General features: G+C 67.5%; 33 protein-coding genes, 3 tRNA genes and 1 pseudogene. 16 read left to right on the top strand and 21 right to left on the bottom strand.

Annotation, left to right across the window (positions count from 1 at the left end):
* Positions 1-148: 148 nt before the first annotated feature.
* Both QSK17_RS18375 and QSK17_RS18370 read left to right on the top strand, forming a co-directional pair.
* Positions 149-316, top strand: a complete 168-nt coding sequence (locus QSK17_RS18375) for a hypothetical protein (protein ID WP_285706073.1) — start codon at positions 149-151, stop codon at positions 314-316.
* A 108-nt stretch (positions 317-424) separates the two neighbouring features.
* Positions 425-3,298: an ATP-binding protein gene (locus QSK17_RS18370; RefSeq protein ID WP_285706072.1), complete on the top strand. Its 2,874-nt coding sequence runs from the start codon at positions 425-427 to the stop codon at positions 3,296-3,298.
* A gap of 45 nt (positions 3,299-3,343) precedes the next feature.
* On the opposite strand, the gene QSK17_RS18365 is transcribed toward QSK17_RS18370, so the two are convergent.
* From QSK17_RS18365 to QSK17_RS18310, 12 genes are all read right to left on the bottom strand, one after another.
* The gene (locus tag QSK17_RS18365) at positions 3,344-3,913 is read right to left on the bottom strand and encodes a TMEM165/GDT1 family protein (RefSeq protein ID WP_285706071.1); all 570 of its coding nucleotides are present in this window, start codon (positions 3,911-3,913) and stop codon (positions 3,344-3,346) included.
* A 331-nt stretch (positions 3,914-4,244) separates the two neighbouring features.
* Positions 4,245-5,291, bottom strand: a complete 1,047-nt coding sequence (locus QSK17_RS18360; RefSeq protein ID WP_285706070.1) for a UDP-N-acetylmuramate dehydrogenase — start codon at positions 5,289-5,291, stop codon at positions 4,245-4,247.
* 117 nt (positions 5,292-5,408) lie between these two features.
* A complete protein-coding gene (locus tag QSK17_RS18355; protein ID WP_285706069.1) occupies positions 5,409-5,837 on the bottom strand; it encodes a MaoC family dehydratase in 429 nt (142 codons plus the stop codon).
* A 2-nt stretch (positions 5,838-5,839) separates the two neighbouring features.
* Entirely contained in the window at positions 5,840-6,289 is a 450-nt protein-coding gene (locus QSK17_RS18350) for a MaoC family dehydratase N-terminal domain-containing protein (RefSeq protein ID WP_285706068.1), read from the bottom strand.
* Between the two features lie 461 nt (positions 6,290-6,750).
* Positions 6,751-6,915: a 50S ribosomal protein L33 gene (gene rpmG / locus QSK17_RS18345; protein WP_030921771.1), complete on the bottom strand. Its 165-nt coding sequence runs from the start codon at positions 6,913-6,915 to the stop codon at positions 6,751-6,753.
* Between the two features lie 79 nt (positions 6,916-6,994).
* Positions 6,995-7,068: transfer RNA gene (locus QSK17_RS18340), tRNA-Met, on the bottom strand.
* A gap of 206 nt (positions 7,069-7,274) precedes the next feature.
* Positions 7,275-7,347 (bottom strand) — tRNA-Thr (locus QSK17_RS18335).
* Positions 7,348-7,628: 281 nt separating this feature from the next.
* Positions 7,629-8,054 (bottom strand): hypothetical protein, encoded by a 426-nt coding sequence (locus QSK17_RS18330; RefSeq protein ID WP_285706067.1) that lies wholly within the window; start codon positions 8,052-8,054, stop codon positions 7,629-7,631.
* A 72-nt stretch (positions 8,055-8,126) separates the two neighbouring features.
* A complete protein-coding gene (locus tag QSK17_RS18325; protein WP_285706065.1) occupies positions 8,127-8,336 on the bottom strand; it encodes a transposase in 210 nt (69 codons plus the stop codon).
* A gap of 174 nt (positions 8,337-8,510) precedes the next feature.
* Positions 8,511-9,017 carry a C40 family peptidase gene (locus tag QSK17_RS18320; protein ID WP_285706064.1) on the bottom strand — a complete coding sequence of 169 codons (507 nt, stop codon included), beginning with the start codon at positions 9,015-9,017 and terminating at the stop codon, positions 8,511-8,513.
* Positions 9,018-9,270: 253 nt separating this feature from the next.
* On the bottom strand, positions 9,271-9,705 hold the full coding sequence (locus QSK17_RS18315; protein WP_285706063.1) for a VOC family protein: 435 nt from the start codon (positions 9,703-9,705) through the stop codon (positions 9,271-9,273).
* Between the two features lie 14 nt (positions 9,706-9,719).
* Complete coding sequence (locus QSK17_RS18310) at positions 9,720-10,139, bottom strand: helix-turn-helix domain-containing protein (RefSeq protein WP_285706062.1); 420 nt, start codon at positions 10,137-10,139, stop codon at positions 9,720-9,722.
* Between the two features lie 219 nt (positions 10,140-10,358).
* Here QSK17_RS18310 and QSK17_RS18305 point away from each other — a divergent pair, with 219 nt between their 5' ends.
* Both QSK17_RS18305 and QSK17_RS18300 read left to right on the top strand, forming a co-directional pair.
* Positions 10,359-11,027: a response regulator gene (locus tag QSK17_RS18305; protein WP_285706061.1), complete on the top strand. Its 669-nt coding sequence runs from the start codon at positions 10,359-10,361 to the stop codon at positions 11,025-11,027.
* Positions 11,021-12,205 carry a sensor histidine kinase gene (locus QSK17_RS18300; protein ID WP_285706059.1) on the top strand — a complete coding sequence of 395 codons (1,185 nt, stop codon included), beginning with the start codon at positions 11,021-11,023 and terminating at the stop codon, positions 12,203-12,205. Before QSK17_RS18305 ends, QSK17_RS18300 begins: the two co-directional genes overlap by 7 nt.
* On the opposite strand, the gene QSK17_RS18295 is transcribed toward QSK17_RS18300, so the two are convergent.
* Positions 12,154-12,861: a hypothetical protein gene (locus QSK17_RS18295; protein WP_285706058.1), complete on the bottom strand. Its 708-nt coding sequence runs from the start codon at positions 12,859-12,861 to the stop codon at positions 12,154-12,156. The genes QSK17_RS18300 and QSK17_RS18295 overlap by 52 nt on opposite strands.
* 247 nt (positions 12,862-13,108) lie before the next feature.
* Here QSK17_RS18295 and QSK17_RS18290 point away from each other — a divergent pair, with 247 nt between their 5' ends.
* Both QSK17_RS18290 and QSK17_RS18285 read left to right on the top strand, forming a co-directional pair.
* Entirely contained in the window at positions 13,109-13,390 is a 282-nt protein-coding gene (locus tag QSK17_RS18290) for a hypothetical protein (protein WP_285706056.1), read from the top strand.
* Between the two features lie 115 nt (positions 13,391-13,505).
* Positions 13,506-13,712: pseudogene (locus QSK17_RS18285) on the top strand (tyrosine-type recombinase/integrase); the annotation flags it as partial.
* Positions 13,713-13,728: 16 nt separating this feature from the next.
* Here the strand turns inward: QSK17_RS18285 and QSK17_RS18280 are convergent.
* On the bottom strand, positions 13,729-14,352 hold the full coding sequence (locus QSK17_RS18280; RefSeq protein ID WP_285706055.1) for a hypothetical protein: 624 nt from the start codon (positions 14,350-14,352) through the stop codon (positions 13,729-13,731).
* A 252-nt stretch (positions 14,353-14,604) separates the two neighbouring features.
* Positions 14,605-15,066, bottom strand: a complete 462-nt coding sequence (locus tag QSK17_RS18275) for a winged helix-turn-helix transcriptional regulator (protein WP_285706054.1) — start codon at positions 15,064-15,066, stop codon at positions 14,605-14,607.
* A gap of 98 nt (positions 15,067-15,164) precedes the next feature.
* On the opposite strand from QSK17_RS18275, the gene QSK17_RS18270 reads away from it, so the two are divergent.
* Complete coding sequence (locus QSK17_RS18270) at positions 15,165-15,833, top strand: DUF899 domain-containing protein (RefSeq protein WP_285706053.1); 669 nt, start codon at positions 15,165-15,167, stop codon at positions 15,831-15,833.
* A gap of 53 nt (positions 15,834-15,886) precedes the next feature.
* Positions 15,887-16,354, top strand: a complete 468-nt coding sequence (locus QSK17_RS18265) for a pyridoxamine 5'-phosphate oxidase family protein (RefSeq protein WP_285706052.1) — start codon at positions 15,887-15,889, stop codon at positions 16,352-16,354.
* 191 nt (positions 16,355-16,545) lie between these two features.
* Here the strand turns inward: QSK17_RS18265 and QSK17_RS18260 are convergent, their stop codons facing one another.
* Positions 16,546-17,166 carry a GNAT family N-acetyltransferase gene (locus QSK17_RS18260; RefSeq protein WP_285706051.1) on the bottom strand — a complete coding sequence of 207 codons (621 nt, stop codon included), beginning with the start codon at positions 17,164-17,166 and terminating at the stop codon, positions 16,546-16,548.
* A 689-nt stretch (positions 17,167-17,855) separates the two neighbouring features.
* Here QSK17_RS18260 and QSK17_RS18255 point away from each other — a divergent pair.
* A complete protein-coding gene (locus QSK17_RS18255) occupies positions 17,856-18,365 on the top strand; it encodes a GNAT family N-acetyltransferase (protein WP_285706046.1) in 510 nt (169 codons plus the stop codon).
* A gap of 230 nt (positions 18,366-18,595) precedes the next feature.
* On the opposite strand, the gene QSK17_RS18250 is transcribed toward QSK17_RS18255, so the two are convergent.
* From QSK17_RS18250 to QSK17_RS18235, 3 genes are all read right to left on the bottom strand, one after another.
* Positions 18,596-19,090 carry a hypothetical protein gene (locus tag QSK17_RS18250; RefSeq protein WP_285706045.1) on the bottom strand — a complete coding sequence of 165 codons (495 nt, stop codon included), beginning with the start codon at positions 19,088-19,090 and terminating at the stop codon, positions 18,596-18,598.
* Between the two features lie 794 nt (positions 19,091-19,884).
* Positions 19,885-20,151 (bottom strand): transposase, encoded by a 267-nt coding sequence (locus QSK17_RS18240; protein ID WP_502889236.1) that lies wholly within the window; start codon positions 20,149-20,151, stop codon positions 19,885-19,887.
* Between the two features lie 44 nt (positions 20,152-20,195).
* Positions 20,196-20,666, bottom strand: coding sequence for a MarR family winged helix-turn-helix transcriptional regulator (locus tag QSK17_RS18235; RefSeq protein WP_285706043.1), 471 nt, complete (start codon positions 20,664-20,666; stop codon positions 20,196-20,198).
* A gap of 45 nt (positions 20,667-20,711) precedes the next feature.
* Between QSK17_RS18235 and QSK17_RS18230 the strand changes: the two genes are divergently transcribed.
* The 3 genes from QSK17_RS18230 (at position 20,712) to QSK17_RS18220 (ending at position 22,349) form a co-directional block, all read left to right on the top strand.
* Positions 20,712-21,764 carry a bifunctional NAD(P)H-dependent oxidoreductase/GNAT family N-acetyltransferase gene (locus tag QSK17_RS18230; protein ID WP_285706042.1) on the top strand — a complete coding sequence of 351 codons (1,053 nt, stop codon included), beginning with the start codon at positions 20,712-20,714 and terminating at the stop codon, positions 21,762-21,764.
* A gap of 198 nt (positions 21,765-21,962) precedes the next feature.
* Positions 21,963-22,163, top strand: a complete 201-nt coding sequence (locus tag QSK17_RS18225; RefSeq protein ID WP_285706041.1) for a hypothetical protein — start codon at positions 21,963-21,965, stop codon at positions 22,161-22,163.
* Between the two features lie 21 nt (positions 22,164-22,184).
* Complete coding sequence (locus QSK17_RS18220) at positions 22,185-22,349, top strand: hypothetical protein (protein WP_285706040.1); 165 nt, start codon at positions 22,185-22,187, stop codon at positions 22,347-22,349.
* A gap of 292 nt (positions 22,350-22,641) precedes the next feature.
* Here the strand turns inward: QSK17_RS18220 and QSK17_RS36195 are convergent, their stop codons facing one another.
* The gene (locus QSK17_RS36195; protein WP_352231813.1) at positions 22,642-22,893 is read right to left on the bottom strand and encodes a methyltransferase family protein; all 252 of its coding nucleotides are present in this window, start codon (positions 22,891-22,893) and stop codon (positions 22,642-22,644) included.
* 139 nt (positions 22,894-23,032) lie between these two features.
* Between QSK17_RS36195 and QSK17_RS18210 the strand changes: the two genes are divergently transcribed.
* The 4 genes from QSK17_RS18210 (at position 23,033) to QSK17_RS18195 (ending at position 25,569) form a co-directional block, all read left to right on the top strand.
* Positions 23,033-23,317 carry a replication initiator gene (locus QSK17_RS18210; RefSeq protein ID WP_285706039.1) on the top strand — a complete coding sequence of 95 codons (285 nt, stop codon included), beginning with the start codon at positions 23,033-23,035 and terminating at the stop codon, positions 23,315-23,317.
* Positions 23,317-23,508: a helix-turn-helix transcriptional regulator gene (locus tag QSK17_RS18205; protein ID WP_285706038.1), complete on the top strand. Its 192-nt coding sequence runs from the start codon at positions 23,317-23,319 to the stop codon at positions 23,506-23,508. Before QSK17_RS18210 ends, QSK17_RS18205 begins: the two co-directional genes overlap by 1 nt.
* Positions 23,505-24,869, top strand: a complete 1,365-nt coding sequence (locus tag QSK17_RS18200; RefSeq protein WP_285706036.1) for a tyrosine-type recombinase/integrase — start codon at positions 23,505-23,507, stop codon at positions 24,867-24,869. The genes QSK17_RS18205 and QSK17_RS18200 overlap by 4 nt, the downstream gene beginning before the upstream one ends.
* Before the next feature lie 160 nt (positions 24,870-25,029).
* Positions 25,030-25,569 (top strand): DUF6368 family protein, encoded by a 540-nt coding sequence (locus tag QSK17_RS18195; protein ID WP_285706035.1) that lies wholly within the window; start codon positions 25,030-25,032, stop codon positions 25,567-25,569.
* Between the two features lie 227 nt (positions 25,570-25,796).
* Here QSK17_RS18195 and QSK17_RS18190 read toward each other — a convergent pair.
* Positions 25,797-25,878 (bottom strand) — tRNA-Tyr (locus QSK17_RS18190).
* Positions 25,879-25,927: the final 49 nt, after the last annotated feature.

Here is a 25,927-nt window from a genome sequence, read left to right as displayed (position 1 = left end):
TGGCCGGAACCCGGCGGGACCACGGTCTAAGGGGGGCTTAGGCGTACTAGGACGCGCGCCCGAAGCACAGATAGGACATCCGCCTGATGTGGCGGAGGGGGCCTTAGCCCGAACCTTGAGTGTGTAAGGAAATAAGAGAGGAAAAAACGTGATGGGTCCCGAGCTGCACTACCAGATGATCATCAACCGCGCCGCGGAGCTCCGCGAGGAGGCCGCCCACCACCGGACCGTACGCGCCGCCATCGCGGCGCTCAAGGAGCGAAGGGACAGCGTCCACCGGGCGCGTGCGTCCCTCGGCAAGTCCCGCGCGGCATGAGCGCGCCTCGAAGGCCCGGCCGGAGTCTCCCTCCCGGCCGGGCCTTTCTGCCTCCATGACCCCTGTCCATTAAGTGGAAAGCAGGCGAAACCGTACGGATGGCGTGTAATGCTTGACCACATGATGGCCCGGGCGGTGAGCCCCGTTTTCGTCGGACGGGGCGCGGAACTCGAGATGCTGGCCGAGGCGTTCGACCAGGCCCGCAAGCAGGCGGCGGTCGCGGTGCTGCTCGGCGGTGAGGCGGGCGTGGGGAAGACCCGGCTGGTCTCCCGCTTCGCCGACCAGGCCGCCAGGGATGGCGCCCACGTCCTGGCCGGCGGGTGCGTGGAGCTCTCGGCGGAGGGCCTGGCCTACGCCCCGTTCACCGCCGCCCTGCGACAGCTCGTCCGCGAGACGAGCACCGCCGACGTGGCCGCGCTCCTGCCCGACGGCTCCGAACGCGAACTGGCCAGGCTGCTGCCCGAGTTCGGCGAGCCCAGCGGCAACCTGCACACCGAGTCCGCGCGGGCCCGGCTCTTCGAGCTGATCCTGACCCTGCTCGAACGGCTCGCGGAGCGACGGCCCGTGGTCCTCATCATCGAGGACATCCACTGGGCCGACCGGTCCAGCCGCGACCTCATCGCCTTCCTGAGCCGCAACCTGCGCGGCGCGCCCGTCCTCATGGTCCTGACGTACCGCTCGGACGAACTGCACCGCACGCATCCCCTCCGGCCGGTCCTCGCGGAGCTCGGCCGGGTGGAGGGCGTCGCCAGGATCGATCTGCCGCGCTTCACGCAGGACGAGGTGGCCGCGCAGATGGCGGGCATCCTGGGCGTCACTCCGGAGTTCGCCAAGGTCGGCAGGGTGTTCGAGCGCAGCGAGGGCATCCCCCTGTTCGTCGAGGCGCTGATCGACTGCGACGAGTGCTCCTTCCCCGAGTCCCTGCACGACCTGATCAGCGCGTCGGTGGAACGCCTTCCCGAGGACACCCAGCACGTGCTGCGGGTCTCGGCCGCGGGCGGGATCCGGGTGGGTCACGCGCTGCTCGCCGCCGTGAGCGGGCTGTCCGACGACGACCTGGAGAAGGCGCTGCGGCCGGCCATCGCCGCCAACGTCATACAGGTCGCCGACGGCGCGTACGTCTTCCGGCACGCCCTGATCCGCGAGGCCGTACACGACGACCTGCTCCCGGGCGAGCACGTGCGGCTGCACGCGCGCTACGCCATGGAGATCGACCGCGACCGTGAGCTCGTCCCACCGGGAAGGGCGGCCATCGAGGTCGCCCATCACTGGTACTCGGCCCGCGACGACGTCTGGGCGCTCATCTCGGCGTGGCAGGCGGCGGAGAAGGCGGCCCGCGCGTTCGCCTACACCGAGAAGGTCCAGTTGCTCGAACGCGTCCTCACACTCTGGGACAAGGTGCCCGACGCGGCACAGCGGATCGGGGTGGACCACGTCACCGTGTTGGAGCAGGCCTCGGAGGGCGCCTACCTCTGCGGCGAGCTGGACCGCGGCAAGAAGTTCGTCCAGGCCGCGCTCGCCGACCTGGACGAGGAGACCGAGCCCGAGCGGGTGGCCGAGCTCCTGGTCCGCCGGGCCAACATCAAGATTCACAAGCATACGTCCGGGTTCATCGAGGATCTCCGGCACGCCGAGCGGCTGGTCCCGCACTCCACCGAGGCCCGGGCCTCCGTCCTGAGCCATCTGGGCCGGGTCCTCATGCTCTGCGACCAGGTGGCCGAGGGGACCGCGGTCACCGAGGAGGCACTCCAGATCGCCCGCGATCTCGGCGACGAGGGCCTGGAGGCGGACCTGCTGCTGAACCTCGCCCTCGGACACTCGATCTCCGGCGATCTGGAGACGACCCACGCCACCAACAGCCGCGCCCTGGCCATCGGGAGGCGCCTCGAATCGGCGCGGATCACGCTGCGCGCGATCGGCAACAACGTGGACACGCTGAACAACCTCGGCCGGTCGGAGGAGGCGGTACGGCTCGCCGCCGAGGGCGAGAGGCTGGCCAAGATGTACGGCAGGTACCGCACCCAGGGCGTCTTCATCGCCCACAACCGGGCCGAGGCGCTGGAGGCGCTGGGCCGCTGGGACGAGGCCGTCGAGGTCACCGCGCGCGCCCTGACCATGGACCCGACGCGACAGAACCGCTGGCACCTGCTGCGGGTGCGGGCCGACATCGCGATCGCCCGCGGCGAGGAGGACGTCGCCAAGAAGCTCCTCACCGAAGTCGGCGCGTTCACTCTCCGGCCAGAGGACGGGACGCAGGAGTGGACCACCAACGCCCGTCTGCTGATCGGCTGGTACCTCCTCCAAGGCGAGCCGCGCAAGGCGCTCGAAGCGGCCGAATCCGCGCTCAGCAACCCGCGCTGGTCCGGGAAGGCCATGCTCGGCTGGCGGCTGCTCGCCGCGGTCCGGACGGCCTGCGACCGGGCCGCCGCCGTCGCCCCCGAGCTCACGGCGACCGTACGGAACCTGACCGGGGAGCTCGCGACCGACACCGTCGCCTGCGGGCCGGTGGGGGACGCGTTCCGCCAGGTGTACCAGGGCAGGTTCGACGAGGCGGCGGCCGCATGGAAGCTCCTGGGCCGTCCCTACCCGCAGGCCAAGGCCCTGGTGTACGCCGCGACCGCCGCGGCGGCGGACGGCGACCGCGACGGCGCCGCCGTACGGCTGCGCGCGGCCAGGCCGCTCGCGGAGGCGGTGGGCGCGGTCCCGCTCGTCACCGAGATCGACGCCCTGGCCCGGCGTGTCGGAGCGGTCCTCGACGACGCTCCGGACCGTGGACTCGCACCTGAAGTCCCGCTGACCCGGCGCGAGCTGGAGGTGCTCCGGCTGGTCGCCCAGGGGCGGACCAACCGGGACATCGCCGCAGAGCTGTTCATCTCGGCGAAGACCGTCAGCGTCCACGTGTCGAACATCCTGCCCAAGCTGGGCGTCTCGACCCGGGGTGAGGCCGCCGCGGCCGCCCACCGCCTGTCCCTGCTCAGCTGAGGGAACCCACAGCTCCCTCCCTCCCGCTCCGCTCCCCGCGTCGGGTCAGGCGAACAGCGGCTCCAGGAGGAGGATCACGCCGAAGAACGCGAACGCGGTGGCCGCGCCGTACTTGATCCACTTCTCGGGGAGATGCGCGCCGACGAACCGGCCGATGACGATCGTGAGGGCGTCGGCCACGACCATGCCGACGGTGGAGCCGATCCAGGTGCCGAACCAGCCGTGCCGCGTCGCGAGGGCAATCGTGGCGAACATGGTCTTGTCGCCCATCTCGCTGAGGAAGAACGCCGCGGTCACGGCGATCAGGACGTAGCGCGTGGTTCTCGCGGCCTTCCCCGACTCCTCGTCGCTGAGCTCGTCACCGCGTAGCGTCCACGCGGCGAAGCCGAGGAAGGCGATGCCGGCCGCGATCGAGAGCGCCGTGGTGGGGAGGGCGTCGCCGATGACCCGGCCGAGGCCGACGCTGAAGAGGTGGACGACCGAGGTGGCAATGGTGATGCCGGTGAGCACCGGCCACACCTTGAACCGGGTGGCGAAGGTCAGAGCCATGAGCTGGCTCTTGTCGCCGAGTTCGGCCGCGAAGATCACGACCAGGGATATCCAGAACGCTTCCAAGGGTCGCCTCTTGTGCTCGCGCGACCGGACCGCGTTCGGCACCCTGGGGAGCTTTCGGGCACACGACTTCGGCCCGGCAGCATGACTGACGTAGCTGACATGGCTGTCGGGCCGAAGGTCTCGTCCGCCGCATGGGCTCCGTGACCCGGCGTGAAAGATCACACCAGTGTGTCGATCCACGGATTTGGGACTACTCCCCTTCGGCTGGTTCGCCCTAACCCAGCGGACGGCGAGCAGGTGCCCATTTCCTCAGGTGGACGCCTCTCAGACGACTCCCAGACGCCTCTCGTCAGTGCCTCTCAGACGCCCCTCAGACGCCTCTCAGGGCGCTCTATTCGCCCAGGGCGAGGCCGACCATGACCGGCTCGTTCACGAGGGTGACGCCGAACTTCTCCCGCACCCCGTCGCGTACCTCCCTGGCCAGCGCCAGCAGTTCGGCCGCGCCCGCCTCGCCGGTGGGGTTCGTGAGGGCGAGCGTGTGCTTGGTCGAGATGCGCACACGCCCCTTCTCGTAGCCCTTGGGGAACCCGGCGTTCTCGATCAGCCAAGCAGCAGGGACCTTCACCGCGCCGTCCGGCATGTCCCAGCGGGGATGTCCGGGCGCGCGGAGCTCGAGGTCGGCCGCCGCCGCCGCGTCGAGCACAGGGTTGGTGAAGAAGGAGCCCGCGCTGCGCGTGTCCGGGTCGTGCGGGTCGAGCACCATGCCCTTGCCCCGGCGGAGTGCCAGCACCGCCTCCCGCGCCTCCGCGAGCGGCACCCGGTCGCCGATCTCCACGCCGAGCCGTACCGCCAGCTCCTTGTACGCGACCGGCCCCGACAGGACGGACCTGGTGAGGGAGTAGGTCACCGCCAGCACGACGTGCCGCCCGGGATCCGCCTTGAAGGCGCTGTATCGGTAGGCGAAACCGCACTGGCTCGCGGTCAGGTCACAGATCTCGCCGGTCATCCGGTCGTAGACGCGGACCGCGGTGACGGTCTGCGACACGTCCTGCCCGTACGCGCCGACGTTCTGGATCGGGGTGGAGCCCACCAGGCCGGGGATCCCGGACAGGCACTCGACGCCGGCCAGTTCCTCGGCCACACAGCGGGCGACCAGCGCGTCCCAGTCCTCCCCCGCCTGGACGGCCACCTGCCCGTCATCGGCGATCTCGACACCGGTGGAGGCGGCCCTGACGACCAGGCCGTCGAACCCCTCGTCGGAGACGACGAGGTTGCTGCCGCCGCCCAGGATCAGCACCGGTTCGCCGTTCCTGTCGGCGTCGGCCACGGCCTCGACGAGCTCGTCCTCGGATCGTGCCTCGACGAAGGCGCGGGCCCGGCCGCCCATCCGCAACGTCGTGTACGGCGCGAGCCGTACCCCTGCCAAACGGTCAGCCATGCGATTCCTCAGCGACGACGGGAGCCTCAGCGGCCGCGGTCCCGCCGCGGCAGGCCCCAGCCTATGGGTGGTCGGCGTCCCGCCGGGCGCGCCGGTCCGCGTCGTCCAAACCTTCCGTCAGGAGAGCTGGACGACGGCGCGGGCCTTGGACAGGACCCGGCTGTCACCCGACCTGGCGGTGAGGACGACCACGACCCGCTTGTCCTCGAGCTTCTCCTCGATGACGCCGCTCACCGTGATGACCGCGCCGTTGTCGTCGTCGGGGACGACCACCATGGAGGAGAACCGGACGCCGTAGTCGACGACCGCGGCGGGATCCCCCGCCCAGTCGGTCACGAACCGGCCGCCCTGGGCCATCGTGAACATGCCGTGCGCGATGACGTCCGGCAGGCCGACGGACTTGGCGAACCGCTCGTTCCAGTGGATCGGGTTGAAGTCGCCGGAGGCGCCCGCGTACATCACGAGGTTCACGCGATGTACGGGGTACTCGACGGCGGGGATCTCCTGCCCGGCCGTGACCTCGTCGTACTTGACCGTCGCAGCCATGGTTACGCCGCCCCTCCACGCTCGACGATGGTGTTGTAGGTGCGGCAGACGAGCTCGCCCTCGGGGGTCGACACGTCGCTCCGCACGGTCAGGAACTCGTTGCGGCCCACGCTGCGGATCTCGGTGATCGTGGAGGTGCAGATCAGCTGGTCACCGGCGTAGATCGGCCGCTGGTACTCGAAGCGCTGTTCGCCGTGGACCACCATGGCGAAGTTGAGCCCGAACTCGGGGTCGGAGAGCGCCTCGTCCGCGCCGGCGAGGCTGAACACGATCGGGAAGGTCGGCGGCGCGATCACGTCAGGGTGACCGGCCGCGGCGGCGGCGTCCCTGTCGGAGTAGATCGGGTTGGTGTCGCCGATCGCGGCGGCGAACTCCTTGATCTTCACGCGGCTGACCTCGTAGGGGGCAGGCGCCGTATACGCCCGCCCGACGAAATCACGGTTCAAAGCCATCGGTGCCCGTGCTCCTTCGCGGCTACAGAGCTGAGAGGCCGACGGTAACAGAACAAGGTTCGACTGTCGTTGGTCAGGCTTTCGCCGTACGCCGGCCAGGACCAACGTTAGCCCGGTCCGGCCGTTGGATCATGTGTCGCCCTGCGCCAACGACGACCACCATGGTTCTGTCTCGACACGACAAAACGGATCACCCGCGCCAAGATGGATGAACCACCCGCGTTCGCGGGTCGCGACGACGATCAGCCGTATTCGCCGGCTCCCCGGCGGGCTTTCAAAGGCGGTCCCGCTTTCAAAGGCGGCCTTGAACGCGAGAAACCGGCGTCCCTGTTCAGGAACGCCGGTTACGCGTTGGAGTGGCCTGGCACATGCCAGTGCAACGCCCCTGCCCGCTTGACGGGCGTGACAGGCAGCACGTCGAAGAGTTCTACCCGGACGCTCGGCGGCGGCGCGCCCAGTGCTTAGCGCGTCTCGCGGTGCGCCTGGTGCGTCTTGCAGTTGGGGCAGTACTTCTTCAGCTCAAGCCGATCCGGGTCGTTGCGCCGGTTCTTCCGCGTGATGTAGTTGCGGTGCTTGCACTCCTGGCAGGCCAGCGTGATCTTCGGCCTAACGTCTGTGGCAGCCACGTGGGAGTGCCTTTCTACGCTTGGGACTACTGGACAACCCGCACCCGGTGTCCTGTGTGAGGGAAACCGGGCAGGGTAGTAGCGGAGGCCGGACTTGAACCGGCGACACAGCGATTATGAGCCGCTTGCTCTGCCTGACTGAGCTACTCCGCCTTGAACCGGCAAAATCGACCGGCCACGCAAGGATACCCGACCTGGACGGCCGTCACGCACGCGCGTGCGGCCGTGATCGGGCTCGGGCACCTCCAGTGTGCCGGAGCCCACCGGAGAAACCCAAACGGTTTTGCGATGAGAGGGCGAAACCCCACCCATCACGCCAAAAGACCCGCCCGAAGGATCGAGCGGGACTTGTTAGCGAGAGCCCCCAAACGGAATCGAACCGTTGACCTTCTCCTTACCATGGAGACGCTCTGCCGACTGAGCTATAGGGGCGTGCCCGCCGCCGCTCTCGCGCTGCGGACAGGTGTAACCATACACGTCCCGGGCGACTGATGCGAAATCAAAGTGGGACGCCGTATCACCCTGGGAGTAGGGGTTCACGGCGTCCTGCGGCCGACCTGCGGGGAAGGGGCCCCACCGCTCACTCCGGGACGCTCACCCCGATGTGCGCCATCACGCACGCCGTCACGGACGCCGTCACGCACGCCGTGCCGCACCGCCGTCCCGGCCACCCCCGGCGGGGGCATGATCCAGGGTGACCGCCGGTATTCCCGCTACTGGTCTTCCGGCGTCGGCAGGCCGCCCGCGAGGTCGGCCATCTCCTTCTGGGCCGCCGGCAACTTCGCCTTGATCGCATATTTCGTGAAGTATCCGTTGCCCTTGAACGGGACGACGGCACTCAGGGTCACGGTGGCGTCGTAGGGCCGGTCCTGGCACTGGGGCAGGCACCAGGTGCCGCTGAGTCGTCCTACGCCGACCGCCCGGCTGGGCCCCCAGCTCTGCCAGCGCATCCCGCTGACCGTGCTGAACTCCGACAGCACGAGAGCCTGGGGACGCTGGTCGCTCCTGCCGTTCTCGTCGCCGTACAGGTTGAGCACGTAGATCTGCGGCTCCTCCGTGGGAGCCGTACGGGGCGCCTGGCTCGTGCAGGCGGCTGCGAGGCACAGGGCGGCCAGGGCGAGTGCGGCGGGCAGGCGCATGGTTCCCCCTCGTGAAATCGGGATTCTCCGAGGTTAGAGGGGTCGCGCCCAGCACGCCGGGAACTACGGGAACTACGGGAGCACGGCCCGCCGATCCTCGTCCCGCGACGGCAGAGGGATCACTTCACAAAGGTCGGCAAGATCGACATATCGGGCGACCTCCTCCACCGAACGGCAGTCGGCGACAGGGTGGCCGTGCCTCCGCACGCGAAGGACCTGACGGCCGTCACGGGTGGCGGGCACGATCTCGTAGCCGTGCGGCCCCACCCATCGCCGTTCCATAGTTCGACAAACTATCGCTTCGCCCCGTCAATTTCACCGAACATCACAGGTCACAACAGTTCGGGCGCGGAAGCTCGCCGGGCCGGTGCTCGTGATGCTGCTCGCGCTACTGCGGGGGGCCACCGGCGGCGGCAACGGCTGATCTTCGGTGCCTGACATCCCCAGCGGGGTCCGTCACGTCGGATAGTGGTAGAAGCCGAGGAGGTCCTTCACCGCGCCGACGTCATCCACCCTCGTCGTCGTTCCGGTGGCGAACGCGTTGATCATCTTGCCGGCGCCGACGTAGACACCGACGTGGTGGGTCTTCTTCCGGCTGCCGTAGAACACAAGGTCGCCGGGGCGCGGCACGCGCACCTTGCGCATCCTGCGGATGTGGTCGTCGGTGTTGCCGCCGCCCAGCACGTCGTCGCCGAAGGCGAGCCGGTACATCCAGCGGGTGAAGCCGGAGCAGTCCAGGCCCCGGGTCCGCTCCGCGGGGCAGGGCCGTACGGACCCGCTGTAGCCGCGGCAGGTGCCCCGGGACGGCCCCGGCCGTTTCCCGTGGCCGCCTCCCCAGGAGTACGGGATGCCCTGGGACGCGTAGGCGTAGCCGACCACTCTGACCAGTTCGTCGGCGCGGGGGACCGATCCCACGGCCAGGAAGAGCACGGCCGCACCGGCGGCCAGCCGCCCCCATCGCATGAACGCGACAATAGCTTTTCATCCCGCTTTGCCGCAGCATTCTTTCCGGAAATATCGCAATATTCCATGACAGAACGTGATATTTGCCGAGGCCACCTCCCTACCGCCATAGTCCAGCCGGAGATCACCGATCGGGCCCGGTCGGTGTTCCATCGTCACAATGAACACACAGACATGCTTTGGTCATGCGCATAGCAGGACAGATGCCGCAGTTCCAGGTGCCTGTGTGTTCATCGTGGCCGGAGGCAGGTGATCAACAGCCGGACGTGGGCACGTGCGGCCGCGGGGCCGGCTGCGTGAACCGGATCGCGTTGCCGAACGGATCGCGCAGCGCGCAGTCGATGCCGTAGAAGCGCTCGGTGGGCTCCTGGGTGAACTCGACGCCCTTGGCGAGCAATGTCTCGTAGGTCCTCCGGCAGTCGTCCGTACTGAAGATGAGCAGGCCGATCGCGCCCTTCGCGACCAGCTCGCGGACCTGCTCGGCCGTCGCGTCGTCCAGCGCGGGCGGGCCCGGCTTCTCCAGCAGGATCTCCCTGTCCGGCTGGCCGGGGACGTTGACGGTCAGCCAGCGCATGAACCCCATGTCGGCGTCGGTGTTGACCTCCAGACCGAGCTTGCCGACGTAGAAGTCGAGGGCTTCGTCCTGGTCGAAGACGTAAATGTGCGAGTGAGTGAGTGCGTTGAACATGCATGCCACGCTAGTCAGCCACGGTCGCGCGGTGCTTCTCCGAAACTGCTCGGTCGCGTCCAGGCCATCGCGAAACAGGTGGGCACGTCCGGAATGCGCCCGCGCTTCCGATGCAGCGTCGGGGATTCGCCGACGATGGCGCGGAAGGTACGGCTGAACGTGCCCAGACTGGTGAAGCCGACGGCGAAACAGATCTCCGTCACGCTCCGGTCGGTCTGGCGCAACAGGAACATCGCACGCTCCACCCGGCGGCGCTGGAGGTAGCGGTGCGGGGTCTCGCCGAACGCCGCCCGGAAGGTCCGGATGAAATGCGCCTCCGAGACGTGGGCGATCCGGGCCAGCGTGGGAATGTCGAGCGGTTCCGCGTAGGCGCGGTCCATCGCGTCACGGGCACGGAGCATCCGCCGGTTGGACTCCTCCACCGCGCGGCTCATCTACCCGCCCCCTGCGCGCCCCAGTCGATCAACGGAACGGGCACGGCACCGTGGGCACGAGCCGTACCGGCCGCCCTGGGGACCGGTACGTCGTGTGGCGGACCCTGGGTCCGCCACACGACGGACACGGTCCCGGTCGCGGTCCCCGTTCACGGGGATGTCGGCGTGTCATCGATCTTTGTACGCTGCGAGCGTGCCAGGACAGACGCGGAGGATCCGATGCCGATCACGCTGGTCATCGCGGACGATCAGGCCATGATCCGAGCCGGGCTGCGGCTCGTCCTGGAGACCGCGCCCGGCATCGAGGTCGTCGGAGAGGCGGCCGACGGCCACCAGGCCCTCACCATGGCCCGGCGACTGCGGCCGGACGTCCTGCTGATGGACATCGCGATGCCCGGTTTGGACGGACTGAGCGCCGCCCGGCTGCTCCTCAACGATCCCCACCCGCCGAAGATCATCATGCTGACCACCTTCAACACGGACGACAACCTGCATGCCTCGCTGCGTACGAGAGTGCACGGTTTCGTGCTCAAGAGCTCACCGCCGGAGCAATTGCTCGACGCCATACGGGCGGCGGCGGCCGGGGACGCGGTCATCGACCCCGCGGTCACCACACGGGTGATCGCCTCGTTCGCGGCCCGCCCCGAGCCGGACACGCCGGTTGAGCTGGCCACGCTCACGCGACGCGAACTCCAGGTGTTGCGGATGGTCGCGCACGGGATGTCCAACCCCGAGATAGCGCGGGAGCTCGGGATCGGCGACGCGACCGTCAAGACCCATGTCGCTCGGATCCTGCACAAGCTCAACCTGCGCGACCGCATCCACGCGGTCGTGTTCGCCTACGAGGCCGGGGTCGTACGTCCGGGAGGGGAGGGTGAGCCGTGCTGACGAGGCTGCTCCGCGACTGGCGGCCGACTTGGCTGGACGTGTCGCTCTCCCTCGCCGTGGGGGTGGTCGGGCTGGTCGAGTCCTTCGGCCGCCAGGGGTTCGAACCCGAACAGATCAAGGATCCGATGCCGCTGGCCGTGGGAGCGGTCATCTCCGGGGTGTTGCTGCTGTTCCGGCGCAGATTCCCGATGACCATGCTCCTCACGCTGACCACTGTCGGCTTCGCCGTACAGGTGATCACGAACACCTGGTACTACGCCGCCTGGCATTTCTACTCGACGTTGATCCTGGTACACACTGTGGGGAGCGCTGCCGAGTTGCGCAGCCGCCGCGGGATCGCCGGGCTGGTCTGCGTGCTGATCGCGTACGGCCACCTGCAGACCTTGCCGGACAACGACGTCGCCGAAATCCTGATAAAGGCCGTCTTCGTCGGGGTGGCGTACACCAGCGGCATCCTGCTGCGCCGGCAGACGGACCGGACGACACGGCTGGCCGAGCGCACCACGCGTCTGGAGATGGAACGCGAGGAGCGGGCCCGCTGGGCAGTGACCGAGGAGCGCTCCCGGATCGCCCGTGAACTTCACGACATCATCTCGCACAACGTGAGTCTGATGACCCTGCACGTGGGCGGGGTGCGCAGGATGCTCGGGGACAGCCGCGAGCGCGAACGCGAGTTGCTGCTCGGCGTCGAGCAGGCCGGACGCGAGGCGGTCGAGGAGCTCAGGCTCATGCTCGGGATGCTCCGCAGCACCAAAGACGGCGATCCGCTGGCTCCCCAGCCGGGACTGGATCGCTTGGACGACCTGATCGCGCAGGTCAAGGAGGCGGGACCGGAGGTCAACCTGCGGATCATCGGCGCTCGGCGGACCCTGCCGCCGGGACTCGACCTGTCCGCGTACCGGCTGATCCAGGAGGCCCTGACGAACGTGCTGAAACACACGCAGGCCGCCAAGGTCGACGTCACCTTCGCGTACGAGCCTGCCGAGTTGAGCATCGTCATCGTCAATGACGGGGCCGGCCCGGGCCGTATCCCGAACGGCGGGGGCGGGCACGGCCTGATCGGGATGCGCGAGCGGACCGCTATGCACGGCGGCGAGCTCTCCGCCGGCCCCATCACGGGCGGAGGCTACCGCGTGTTCGCCAGGTTCCCGCTCGGTGATCCCGCCGAGGTCGGGTGAGCCGCGGCTTGCCTCGCCCACTCCTCGTCGCTCATTCGCAGCATCCTCAGTCCGATCACTCCGGCGCCGGCCAGGTAGAGCGACCCACCCACGGCTGTGCCGATCGGGAAGATCGGCGCCCCCAGAATGCCAGGGAGCATCGCGAAGGGAGCCCACCAGGGCGCGTGGCCGGCGTAGGCCAGGGCCAGTCCGAGAAGGAACAGGCCGAACAGCCCGATGAAGCCCGGGATCTGGAACGCGTACCGGGCTCCGAGGTCGGCGAACGCCTCGTCCGCGAGCAGGGCGCCCTGAGCGGCCGGCAGCGCGCGTTCGAGCCGCGAGTAGAAGAAGTCACCGAGCATCAGCGCAGAGAAGTTCACGATGCCGAGGAGCGCGAGTCCCCCGGCGATGTGTCCGAAGACCACGGCACGCTGCCGGATCAGATGGATCATCCCGATGACGCCCGGAAGCAACAGCACCCAACTCCAGTGCAGGAGCGAGGCGCTGACCGAGACCTGGTCCGGGTATCTGCCGTAGACCCCGACGGTGTCGCTGCCCTCGCCCTGCCTGAGCGCCGGGTCGGCGACGACACCGGCCACGTAGAGGAGCGGCGCCACGATCAGGCAGAGCCCTGCCGCCTGTCTGCGAAATCTGTGTGGATCTGAGAGCGCCGACATGGACCTTCCCTTCCGTCGGGCCCGCCACCGACGGGCGGGATTGGGTAGGGAAGCTAGGCGGCGGCGCCGCCCCGCGTCGTCCCCCGCACGGCCGACCGGCGGTCCTCTATCGAGCCGACCGGGGGTCCTCCGTTGAGCGGAGCACCGGTCGATGACCACGGGCGGCCGCGCGGCATAACGCTTGCATACCGCGGCGATGATCACGGTACGCGTGGCCTACTAGGCGGCCACCGGGCGCAAGCCCCTGGTGATCCGTTCCGAGCAACTGGTCAGCGACCCGGTCTCGGTGGTCGAGCGCTACTGCGACTACGTCGGGCTACCGTTCCTGCCGCACTCGCTCAGTTGGAGTCCCGGCGAGCGACCCGAGTGGGAGCGGTACCGCGCCTGGCATGTGGACGCCATCCGAAGCGCGGGTTTCATCAGCCGCAGCAACGACTACACCGTCACCGTCGACAACAACGCCCTGCTGAAGTCCTACTACGACCACCACTATCCGTTCTACGAACTGCTCATCCAGGACGCCGACTGATCGCCCGTTGTCGGGCATACGGCCTGGGCCGTAGGCCCGGTGAGCCGGCGGTGTCACCATGCGGCCTGTCCCGGCTCGCTCAGCTGTCGACCTGGCGTTCGGTCCCCGCCGCATCGCCCAGGTCGCCTCTCCCCTCGGCCAACGGCCGTACGACCTCCGGCACGCGGCTGTCTCCTTCTGGCTCAATGCCGGCATCTCGGCCCCCGATGTCGCCGAACGGGCCGGGCATAGCGTGGATGTCCTCCTCCGCGTATACGCCAAGTGCCTCGACGGCCAACAAGAGATCGCCAACCGGAGGATTGATGAAGCCCTGACGGCGTGACATACAAGCAAAGGGGTCACTTGCGCGCGGGCGGGTTCCGCCGACCGGACGAGGGCGCCCGCGCGGGCACGCTTCCGATGGCGGTCGAGGCCAGGAGCACGAGACCGGCGATCCCCGCGATCTGGGTCTCGCCCACCGCGGGCAGGTCCGCCTTGGGGCCTCTGACCGGCGGGAACCGTCCCCGGGGATCGAGGACGACCGGTATGGTGTCGCCGCGCTCGCGGCCCTCGCAGTTGGACGCGAACTCGCGCGGGATCGGGGTGCCGTCCTCGTGGCGCAGCGTGCAGTGGTAGTTCAGGGAAGCCTTGCCGCGCGTCACCCAGGTCCGGTCCACGACCGCGTGGGCGTCGATGCCGACCAGCGTCATCGCGATGTCCAGTGCGGCGGCGACGCCGACGCCGTACAGGACGAACACCGCCAGGAAGCCGAGGGTGAGCGGCACATTCCCCAACCGGAGCGGCCGCCGCGTGCCGTACAGGTGCGTCAACGCGAACAACGTGCCGCCCACGCCGGCGATGCCGAGCAGCGCCGCGCCCGTCGTCCCCCACCACAGATGGGCAGCCGAGGACAGTGCCAGCCCGAGCAACGCGACGCCGAGCACGAGGCCTCCGCGCCGCACGGCGGAAAAGCTGACGGCCATGCGTCCTCCACAAAAACGGCGGCGTGCTGATCGAACCGTAGCGGTCACAAATGATCTGAAGGCGTCGGAAGCCCCTGACCTGGTGTTTCTTCCTTGCTCGGATACCTTCCGCTATTGATCGTTCCGGACACGATCCGGATCATGAAGCGAGCGGCCTCACGCCCCCGGACAGATCATCCCGTCGCCGTCGTCCCCTCTGGGGGAGCAGGCCAAGTGATCCGCGTGATCGCCGGGCCATAAAAGGGGGACGAGTCAGGTGGTGATGGCAGCTCCCGGGCCAGGCAGGATGTCGATGCCGGTGACGTCCATGGGACGGTCGCACACGGAACAATGCAGCTCGACGTGGCCGATCTCCCCGCAGGCGTGGTGCCGGTACAGCACCGGCGGCCCGGCCTCGCCCGCCGTCCAGCGGTCGCCCCACCGCACCATCACCATCAGCAGGTCACACAACTCCGTACCTTTGACGGTGAGCGCGTATTCGTACCGGGGCGGCCGCTCCGAATACTGCCGCCGTTCCAGCACGTCGTTGTCCACGAGCCATCTGAGCCGCTCGGTCAGCACCTTCCGGGAGATGCCGAGGCTCTGCTGGAGCTGGTCGAAGCGTCCAATCCCCACCATGACGTTGCGCAGGATCAACGGCGACCATGGCTCGCCGATCACGTCCAGTGTGCGCGCGATCGAGCAGGCCATGTCACCGAACCGGGTTCGCTGCATAAGTTCGATGATAGCCCGAGAGGGTTCCTTGAAGAGACCGACCTCTGCTAGCGTCGGCCACCGCAAGTTCCCTTAAGAGATGCACAGAGGAGCCCGCCGTGCACCGTCCCCCCGTCGTGTCGGCACAGGAATGGCAGGCGGCGCGCGAGGCGCTGCTGGTCAAGGAGAAGGAGCAGACCCGAGCACTGGACGCGCTGGCCGCGGAACGGCGCAGGCTGCCGATGGTCCCCCTCGCCGACGGCTACCGCTTCACCGCGCCGGACCGCTCGACGGTCGATCTGCCCGGTCTATTCGAGGGCCGCCGCCAGTTGGTGATCTATCACTTCATGCAGGCCCCGGGGCAGGACTGGCTGTGCACCGGCTGCGCCACCTTCACCGACAACATCGCCGACCAGTCCCACCTCAACGCCCGGCACACCCGGCTGATCCTGATGTCCCGCGCACCGCAGGAGGAGATCGACGTTCTACGGCGGCGGATGGGCTGGACCGTGCCCTGGTACTCAGCCGGCGACGACTTCTACGACGACCTCGGGCTGGGCAACGGCTTCGGGCTGAGCGTGCTGCTACGCGACGGCGCGGAGGTCTTCCGCACCTACTACACCAGCGGTCGCGGGGTCGACCGGCTCCGGCTCGACTTCAACCTGCTCGACCTCACGCCCTACGGACGTCAAGAGGAGTGGGAGGACTCCCCCGAGGGCTGGCCGCAGGACCCGACGATGAGCTGGCTCCGGCCGCGCGATGAGTACCCCACGATGTCGCGGCCGTGACCCCGCCCGCCCTCGGTTTCCGCAGCCCCCGACCGCTTGCCCAGGAGGCAGCCATGGCACGCACCCTCACCGCCCCCGAGCGCGAGCACTTCCTCGCCCTGCCGCACGTCGGCGTGCTCAGCGTCGCCACCGACGATGGCCGTCCCCCGCTCACCGTGCCTGTCTGGTACGCCTACACGCCCGGCGGAAACCTGACCTTCTTCACCGGCAGTCAAGGCCGGGTCGCGCGCAAGACCCGGCTGCTCCAGCGGTCGGGGGCCCTGAGCTTCTGCGTGCAGCAGGCCGAGTTTCCCTACAAGTACGTCACGGTCGAGTGCACGGTGGTGGAGGAGGACCGGACGCCCGCGGTCGAGGAAGTGACAGCCATCACCTCCCGCTACCTGCCGCCGGACCTCGCCCGCGCCTTCGCCGAGGCCGAGACGGCCAACCCGGCCGGCACCTTCGTGCTGTTCACCGCGCGTCCCGACCGGTGGCTGAGCTTCGATTTCGCTGATGACGCACCCGCCTCGGCCGGAGACTGAGCCGCAGCTGCTCAGGCCCGGGACGCGCATGGCCTGTGGATCTTCCCGTCACCCTCGCCCCACCCGGCTGGAACTGGTCCTTCCGGCGGCCCCGCCTTCCCCTCCGCCCTGACGGCGTGAATGCCTGCCCTACCACTGGGACCCCGGAGCGCTCCAGGGTCCTTCGGCGTTCCCAGGATCGGCTCTCAGCGCTATGCCATCTTGGCGGCCTGAACGGCGGCAGGAACCTGCTGGAGATAGAGCCGAAATCCCTCCGCCTCCGGCTCGAACCCCAACGAGGTATAGAGGCGATGAGCACCGTCGGCGGCATGGCGCTTGTGGGACAGGAGCTGGACCTTGTTGCATCCCGCAGACCGAGCGTCGCTGAGGAGCTGACGCATGATCTCGGTGGCCACGCCTCTGCGGCGATGACCGGCGGCAACCACGACTGCCTCGACAAACGCGGTGGAGGAACAGCCATAGGTCAGGTTCGGCATCACCATCAGCGTTGCCGTCCCGACTACCTGATCGTTGACCTCAGCGAGATAAACAGTGAGTCCGCTGGATCGCATCATCTGTTGCCAGGTCTGCCGTTCCAGATCCGAAACCTCGCGGGGAGAGTCACCATCTGGGCCGCGTTCGGCGGCGTATACCTGCAAGACCGCCACCAGATCCTCTGGACGGGCAGTTCGAATGGTGCAGACTTCGGCAGCATCCATCACACGATCAGCATGCCCGTCTGGAGCAGTCGCCGCCAGGGCAGCGCCCTCGACGTGAGGGCCGGACGCTGGCCGAAAGTGCTCCGCGACCTGGGGAAACACTTCATGATCCATTCCGCGTATATTCCGGGAGCAGCGACAAACAGCCGCTCTGGGCGGCACATGGCTGCATGTCTTGGGAAAGCAAAAGAGCCCCCGGAGGGGGCTCTGAGCTGCCGTTATGGCTGGTGGCAGGTCCAGGGCTCGAACCTGGGTAGGCTGAACCGACGGTTTTACAGGGCGTCGCGCTTGCGACCTCGAAAGGCTCTCTGACCTGCGGCCGAGCGGTGCCCCGGCCCTCTTCCAGAGAGGCGCGTTCCGGATATATTCCGGATCTTGCAAGCTACCCCTCCCGCGCCGGACCTGCGGATTAAAAGCTCGGCTGATCATGGTTCAGGACAGTGCAATGCAGGTCAGCGGGCCTGCGCGGCCTATCTTGAACCGCCCTGGACGGTCCCGTACTGCAACCCCAAGTGCAACCATCGGCGCTCCGATAGGCCGGGGCTGAGGAACGAAGCCCCGGACCGCCGATCGCCCCCAACCATGTTCGGTGGCCAACCACGACGAGGCGATCGCAAGGGCCGCGGGAGATCAACTTAGACAGTCGCCGCCGTGTCACTCGGCGTCATCCCTTGCTTTCGATTGCATAGCAGATGGTGCGATCCAGAGTGGGGCCGTATGATCTTTTGATCCCCGTATCCCCCGCATCGGTAATCGCCTGATCTGTTCGCTGGTTCGCATACTCCAGAAGGGACCATGTGAGCTTGAAACGTCGTCCTCCCGAGCCGACACAACGCCTCGCTTTCCGTGAAATGACTCCCGATGATCTGGACGACATGGCCGCGCTCCTGGGCGACAGCGAGGTCATGCGCTACTACCCACGTCCGATGAGCCGAGACGAGGCCCTGCGCTGGATCGAGTGGAACCAACGTGGTTATCGGGAACACGGTCACGGCCTCTGGCTGATCACACTCCGAAGCAGTGGCGAGTTCGTCGGAAACTGCGGCTTGACCTTGCAGAACATCGAAGGCGTCATCAGAACCGAGGTCGGATACCTGGTTCGAGCTGAGCTTCAGGGCAACGGCTATGCGACCGAGGCGGCGATAGCTTGTCGCGACTACGCCCGTGATGTCCTCAAGCTCGACCGACTCATTGCGATCATCAATCCGGACAACGTTCCTTCGCAACGCGTCGCCGAAAAGATCGGTCTAACGCTTGAGTGTGAGGCGGTGTATCAGGATCGGCCGGCACGGATATATGCCTCTACGCTGTGACGTGAAACGCGCCTGAGCGGTTTTCCGCGGGAGGCGGCGAGAGTGCTAGGGCGCGTATCGGATTGTGATCAATCTGCGGGATTCGCCCGTACGGCGAGGCCTGATCCGATAGGCCGTCTTGCGTGACGCGAGTCCAACTAACAGACGAAGAGTGGGAGTTCATCGAGCCTTACCTGCCAATCGGCGGGTTCGGCCCGTACCCCGAGCGGCTGCGCCGGGCCCTCTGCTGTTCAGCGGCCATGGGTTCGGGTCGTCTCGGCACAGGGGTGCGCAGTCTCTGCGGGTGACCAGAACAGCACCTTGAACAGGACCAGGCTGATGATGTCCGTCGTGAAATCCTCCTCGCTGAGGAACTTGCGGTGGATCCTGAACCGCCACTCTTGATCTCGGCGGCCGAGGTCGAACTCCTCGTTGTACGTGCTGTCTCCAGACCAGGAGCTCATCGCCTGGACCTTCCCGGAGGTCAGGTAGACGCTTCCCGATCGACTCTCACCCCAGTCCGAAGCGGTCGGCTCGCTGTCCCAGAGTTCGTACTTGATGAGAGCGTCATCACAGTGGGTGGAATCGAGTGCGATGGCGTTGGGGCCGCTGTCGGACCAGATCTCGCTGGTAGTGATGAGATTGTGAATCTGCCACGTGGCATCGACGTCTTCGGTGTCTACGATCCCCTCCAAGTACCGCGATATCTTTCTCGGATCGAGAAACGTTTTGATGATCTGTGCCATGGCTCTCCTTGAGAGCGGAGGATGGATATACGTGCCCTGATCATGACGTGCGGGGCTGACAATTCGGGTTGGCGGACGAAGTGTCGAAGCAGGCTGCTCTCCGGCGTACTGGGCCCGTCGGCCAGCCGGTTAGAGTCCGCGGACCTGCTGACGCGGGAGCGCAGTCGAGATCAACGGACGTCATCCTCACGGCACCGGATGGCATTCGGCGAGCAGGCTCGGCATGCTCCACCGAGGTTCGCATCGAAGGAGTCAGATTCTCCGGGCGGAGAGTGCCAGCAGACGTCGCAGGGCATAGGGGGCCCTGGTCGAGATCCTTCGGCAACACATCAATGAATTCGGCCTTGGCCCCGACGGGCGGCTCTTTCAAAGCGAGCGCGGCGGGGTAGTCGCCTCGACGGCCTACACGGAGGTGTGGCAGGAGGCACGAAAGCTCGCTTTCGCGCCTTACCAAGTCGTCTCACCACTTGCGCGCCGACCGTACGACCTCCGGCACGCGGCCGTTTCGCTCTGGCTCAACGCGGGCGTCCCGGCCCCTGAGGTGGCCGAGCGGGCGGGCCACAGTGTGGACGTCCTCCTACGCGTGTACGCCAAGTGCCTCGACGGCCATCAGGAGGTCGCCAACCAGCGAATCGCCAACGCCCTAACTGCCTGATGTACCACACGCACACATGGGGCCCCGGAAGCCATTCGGGGTCCTTCTTCTTTGGGTGTAGCTCTTTCTCGGGGACTGGTTGACCTGGAACGTTGAGGGCTCTGGCACAGAAAAGGTGAAGTGGTGACTCTGCGTGAGGTCACGTCGAGAGCAGGATCCTTTTCCGGAGAAGGTCGAAATTGGCGCGGCCGAACATCTGGCGCATGAGGGCCTTCACGCGGCAGATGTTGCCTTCCACCGCGCCTGAGCTGTGTGGCAGCGTCAGCCCGTTGGGCACGGCGGCGAAGTCCCGGCGGATGCCTCGCGAGTAGGAATGCAGGTGAGGCAGGTCGCCGTCCTCGATGGCGGTGAGCCATGTCTCCAGGTCGTGGGTGCCGCGGCGGCCAGTCATCATCGCGGCGAGCACTAGTCGGCCGCCTCGGCCTACCGCCAATGTCGCCGACATGGCGGTCAAGTCTGCCCGGATTCCTCCAGCTTCCGGGCGATGTGTTCGAGGGCGGCGAGATCCTCCGGCGTGAGCCGGTCGATGAAGTGGCGCCGTACCGACTCCAGGTGGGCCGGGGCGGCGTTCTCGAGCGTCTCTAGGCCGTGCTCGGTCAGAACGAGGTAGCAGCCTCTGCCGTCGGCCGGGTCGGGTTCACGCCGTAGGAGGCCGCGTGCTTCCATCCGAGTGGCGTGCCGAGAGAGACGGCTGCGTGACCAGCCCATCTTGGCGGCCTGCTCGCCCAGCGTGCTGGTGCGGCGGGGCCGCTCCGACAGTGTGCTCAGCACCTCGTAGTCGGGTTCGGAGAGTCCGATCATGGTCAGATCGTGCGCCGTACCGGACTGGACGGCGATCATCATGCGGCGGAAGGCGCGCCACGCTCGCTCCTCGTCCGGGTTCAGCCAGCGGACAGTCTCGGCCGACGAATTCGTTGACATGTAATCAATCTATCGCTACTTTTCGTTTCCATGGAAACTAAATCTGTGAGTGTCCTTGTCCTGGTGTGCAGCACCCGCCCCGGCGCCCTCGGCCCAGCGGTGGGGGACTGGCTGATGAAGACGATTACGCCCCGTGCCGCGGAACTCGGCGCCGAACTCCTGCCGGTAGCTCTCCGCGACCTCGACCTGCCGTTCCTTGATGAGGAGGAGCAGCCGTCCTCCGGTATCTACCAGCACGAACACACCCGACGGTGGAGCGCGCTCGTCGACTCGGCGGACGGCTTCCTCGTCGTGACCCCGGAGTACAACTACGGGATGCCGGCAACCCTGAAAAACGCCTTGGACTACCTCTGCCGTGAGTGGGCGTGGAAGCCGATCGGCTTCGTCAGCTACGGCAACACCTCGGCGGGCACGCGGTCGGTCCAGCACGCCAAGCAGGTGGTGACCACGCTGCGGCTGGTGCCGTTGGGTTCCACGGTAGCGATGCGCATCGCTGACGCGACGGAGAACGGCCGAGTCCGCCCGAATGCCGCTCTTGATGGGGCGGCCGTCGGTGTCCTGGACGAACTGGTCCGGGCTGCCCACGCGCTCCGGCCGATGCGCGAACCGACCCGGGGCGGGGCGCTGTCCGGCCCGCTCCCGGGGTCCTACCTGAGACCATTGACCCCTGACGATGCCCCCGAGGTCACCGTGCTGCAGCGGTGCTGCTGGGTGGACGAGGCCATGGCCAACGACACCCTGGCCGTCCCAGCCCTGCATGAGTCATCGGAACAGGTGCACGAATGGCTGGCCACCTGGCACACCTTGGGTCTGTGGCGGGACGGCCGGCTCTTGGGCATGGTAAGGGCTCGCCGCGTGGACACCGACTGGCACGTGGGCCGACTCGGCGTCGTGCCCGACCTGCGCGGTCACGGCGTGGGTCGCTGGCTGCTGCGCACCGCCGAAGCCGCCGTCGATCCGGAATGCCGCCGCATCGTGTTGTTCACCGGCGCCAACAGTCGGCAGAACATCAAGCTCTACCAGAGCGAGGGCTACCAACTGGCGCCACTCGCCGACGTCGACGGAACCGCCTGCCTCACCAAAGAGGTAACCCTCTAAGGTGCGCGACTACCGGAGCGACGGTCAGGAGCGCCAGCGGAATGTCAGGGATGGGAAGGCCGGGTATCACGACCTGCCACGCGCCGGGCAGCCATCGAGGATGGGTGTAGCTCTTTCTCGGGGACTGGTTGACCTGGAGCGTTGAGGTCTGGCTGCAGTCGTGATCGTCCTTTACCGTGCGGTGAGGAGGCGATCGCGATGGGCTCGTTGCTGGAGGAGTTGGCCCGGCGGGAGGCGGCGGCCCGAGATCGGGTCGAGGCGACCCGGGCACAGATCGAGCGGTTACGCGAGCGGCTGAGGGCTGAGGAAGAGGCGTTGTCCCGCGGGCCGGAAGCGTTGGCCTCGGGTGCGGATGCCTCGTCTGCCTCGCCGATCGGGGTGATCACGGTGCCGCGGTAGCGGCCGGGCATGGACGCGTCGGTGTTGCCGCAGGCTTACCAGGACGTGCTGGAGGTGTTGGCCGATGCCGGGCGGGCGATGCGGGCCGGGCAGATCCTGGCGGCGGTGGGCGCGCCGGCGGGGGCGGCCAAGGTGGAGGGGCTGCGGTCGAAGTTGAAGCGGCTGGTGGAGCGGGGCTGGTTGTGATCATCTGGACCTGCGGGCCGCCCGCGAGCAGCACGCGGCGATGAAAGCGCGCGAGGCAGGCGAGCGCACCGGGGTGACCGGCACCGATCAGGCGGTACGGCGCCGCGTGGAAGCAGGTCATCACCGGCTGCTGGCCACGATCTTCGGGACGGTGACGGTGCGCCTGGCGCGCCTCCGGCGCGGCCACCGTGTATCCGGCCGATGCCGTGTTGCCGCACCGGCCGAAACCCCTCGGCCAGGCTCCTGCTGTCGCCGTCATGCTCATCCTGACGGGGCTGTGCAGCCGCCCCGGTCAGCCAGGCCAGGGGCGCAACCGCGGCCACCATCCTGGGGCAGCGGCTCGATATCGCTCGTAGTCAGTGCCGAAGCTGCGGACCAGCGTCGGCTCCTCGTAGTAGGTCGCAAAGGCCCAAATCACCACGCCAGCGATGATCCCGTACTCCAGGAGCTCTGGGCGGCCCAGCAGCAGCGCCTGCCCGATGATCGCCGTCACCACCGCGAGGTACATCGGGTTGCGGACATGTCGATACAGCCCACCGACCACCAGATGCTCGGTCGGCGCGACCGGTGCCGGGTTCCCAACCCCTCGACCACGAAACGGGCGAAGGCATGCACCAGGACCGCCCCACCCGACGCGACCAGAACACCCCCAGCACTCGAACCGGAAGCCACCACTGCCCAGCGTGCCATCCGGTCAGCCACCACGGGATCAGCCCGGCCACTTCTCCACTCGATCGCGCCACTACTCCACCACCCTCGGCGACATTCGAGCCGACCGCGCCGAACATGCCATCACCGACGACGTCACCACCGGCCGCCTACCTCTGTTCGACGAGGACACCGTTCTCGTCATCTCCGAGTGGCACTACGTCGGGCGCGGTTTCACCCCCGGTGACGCCCTCCTCGCCGCCTCGTTGACAGGCACGGCCTTACCGTCGCCCTCGGCTGCCCGGGGAGGTGACGCCTGATGACGCGCAATGACCGGCTCCTCACCCTGCCCGAGGTGCTCGACGAACTCGGCGGCGTCTCCCGCCGGACCTTCTACCGCTGGCGCGAACTCGGCCACGCGCCCAAATGCATCAAGCTCCCGAACGGAGAACTCCGCGTCTGGCGTAGCGAGCTCATGGCGTGGCTTGAAACCCTGCGGGAGGCTGCGTGAGCACCTCCTATGACGTGAAGTTCTTCGAGACCTACAGAAACAAGTCCAGCAAGACGCCGTCATACGTCGTCCGGTGGCAGGTGGCTAGAAAGCGGTCTTCGAAGACCTTCCGGACCAAGGCTCTCGCCGAGAGCTTCCTCTCGGATCTGCGGCAGGCCGCCAAGCGGGGTGAACTGTTCGAGGTCGAGAGCGGGCTACCAGCCTCGATGATCAAGGCGAAGAGCGCCCGTTCCGTCTTCGACTTCGTCCGGGCGTACATCGAAATGAAGTGGCCTCACGCAGCGGCGAAGACCAGGGACAGCATGTCTGATGCGCTTTCCACGGTGCTGCCCGCGCTCACGAAGGATCGTCCCTGCCGTCCCGATCCGGACACGCTGCGAACGGCCCTGCGCAAGTGCGCTCTCATCCCCGAGGACAAGCGGCCAGACGCACCTCCGGAGATCGCCAAGGCCGTCCGCTGGCTTGAGTCGGCCTCCCTCGACCTGGCCGAACTCAACGAGACCAAGACCGTACGGCTGGCGCTTGATGCGCTCGCGCTCCGCCTCGACGGCAAGGCGGCCAGCGCGAACACGGTCAGGCGCAAGCGGGCCGTCCTGCATGCGGTCCTGGAGTACGCCGTAGAGCTGGAAGAGCTGCCGTCCAACCCACTACACAGGGTCAAGTGGAAGCCTCCCAAGACTACGGAGACCGTAGACCCGCGTGTGGTCGTCAACCCTCGGCAGGCCGAGGAGCTGCTGACCGCGGTGACCTACGTGGGCAAGCGGGGCCGGGGGCGGCGGTTGATGGCCCTGTTCGCCTGCATGTACTACGCGGCTCTCCGTCCTGGTGAGGCCGTCGCCCTTCGTCAGCAGGATTGCTATCTTCCGGCAACTGGCTGGGGCCGGCTGCTCGTCGATGTCTCTCGCCCAGAGGTCAACACCCAGTGGACGGATACGGGCGATACCCACGAGGAACGCGGCCTCAGGCACCGTGGCCGTGACGACGTTCGACCCGTGCCGATTCCCCCGGTGCTGGTCAAGATTCTTCGGCAACACATCGCAGAGTTCGGCGTCGGCCCGGACGGCCGGATCTTCCGCAGCGAGCGCGGCGGAGTGGTCGCCTCGACGGCCTATACCGAGGTCTGGCAGGCCGCCGGGCTCCTCGCCTTTACACTGGCCCAGGTCGCCTCTCCCCTCGCCCGACGGCCGTACGACCTCCGGCACGCGGCGGTCTCCCTGTGGCTCAATGCCGGCATCTCGGCCCCCGATGTCGCCGAACGGGCCGGGCATAGCGTGGATGTCCTCCTCCGCGTATACGCCAAGTGCCTCGACGGCCAACAAGAGATCGCCAACCGGAGGATTGATGACGCCCTGGTGGCGTGACGTGCAAGCCGTACAGACGGGGTCCTGGAAGCCACCCGGGACCCTTCTGCGTTTCTGGCTCAGGTCCGCGGGTCCACGACTACGCGTTCGGATGCTGTGGAACGACGGCACTTGCGATGTCCAGGATCATGGTGCGCGCATAAGCCATTACGCTCCATTTGTGGCAGGGCCTGCACTGGGAGTCGAGCTGGCGGGGCCGGTCTCCAATGAGGTATTGGACCGGTTGCGTCGGATGCTGTCCGGCCTGTCAGAGCGGTTCGTAGAGGAGCGTCCCGGACACTTTGATCTCAGCGTGGTCGCGGAGCGTCTGGATGTCGTTGATATTGATCAGGAACGTTCTCGGCCTTGCCTGGTTGTCGTCGCCGGACCGGAGGTTGGTGACAAGGAGATATTCGAGGCCGAGCATGCCGACCTACCGGATCTCGAACCGCTGATCGGGTTCGCCCCGACCCACGACGTCAGCATCATCGCGATGTGCAATCACCGCGTGGACCACGCAGTCACCGCCCTGCTCACCGCCGCGGTGATGGCCATCGTGGGCGGTGTCGTCTCGTTTGAGGTCCATGACTGGCAATTGCCCACTGTCCGAGGTCTGCCTGGCCTGATTGCGATCACGCCCGGACCCGCGCCCACTGTGTACGGGACCAGCGAGCTGCTGCGGGCGTGGGTGACTCACCCCGACTTCCGGCTGGTCAAGTAGACCTCGTGGCCATCGCCGTTGCTCAGCCTTCCAGCAGGAGGCCGTCAAGCAGTCTGTGGGCCAGAAGTCCTCTCCGTAAGCCATCTTGACCTGGGAAAACAGCCCCAAGATCATTGCACGCATATTGGTGGACCTGTGACAAACGATCGCTCAGGGCGGCACATAGCTGCATGTCTTGGGAAAGCAAAAGAGCCCCCGAAGGGGCTCTGAGCTGGGAAAATCCCGGGTGGCAGGTGCAAGGTTCGAACTTGCGTAGGCTGAGCCGACGGTTTTACAGACCGCTCCCTTTGGCCGCTCGGGCAACCTGCCGTGTCTTCCGCTTGTCGCGGCGACAGGTAGAAGAATAGCGGACTTCGGG

The organism is Microtetraspora sp. NBRC 16547, from assembly GCF_030268965.1.
Lineage (GTDB): Bacteria > Actinomycetota > Actinomycetes > Streptosporangiales > Streptosporangiaceae > Microtetraspora.
This window is presented reverse-complemented; position numbering and strand designations above follow the sequence as displayed.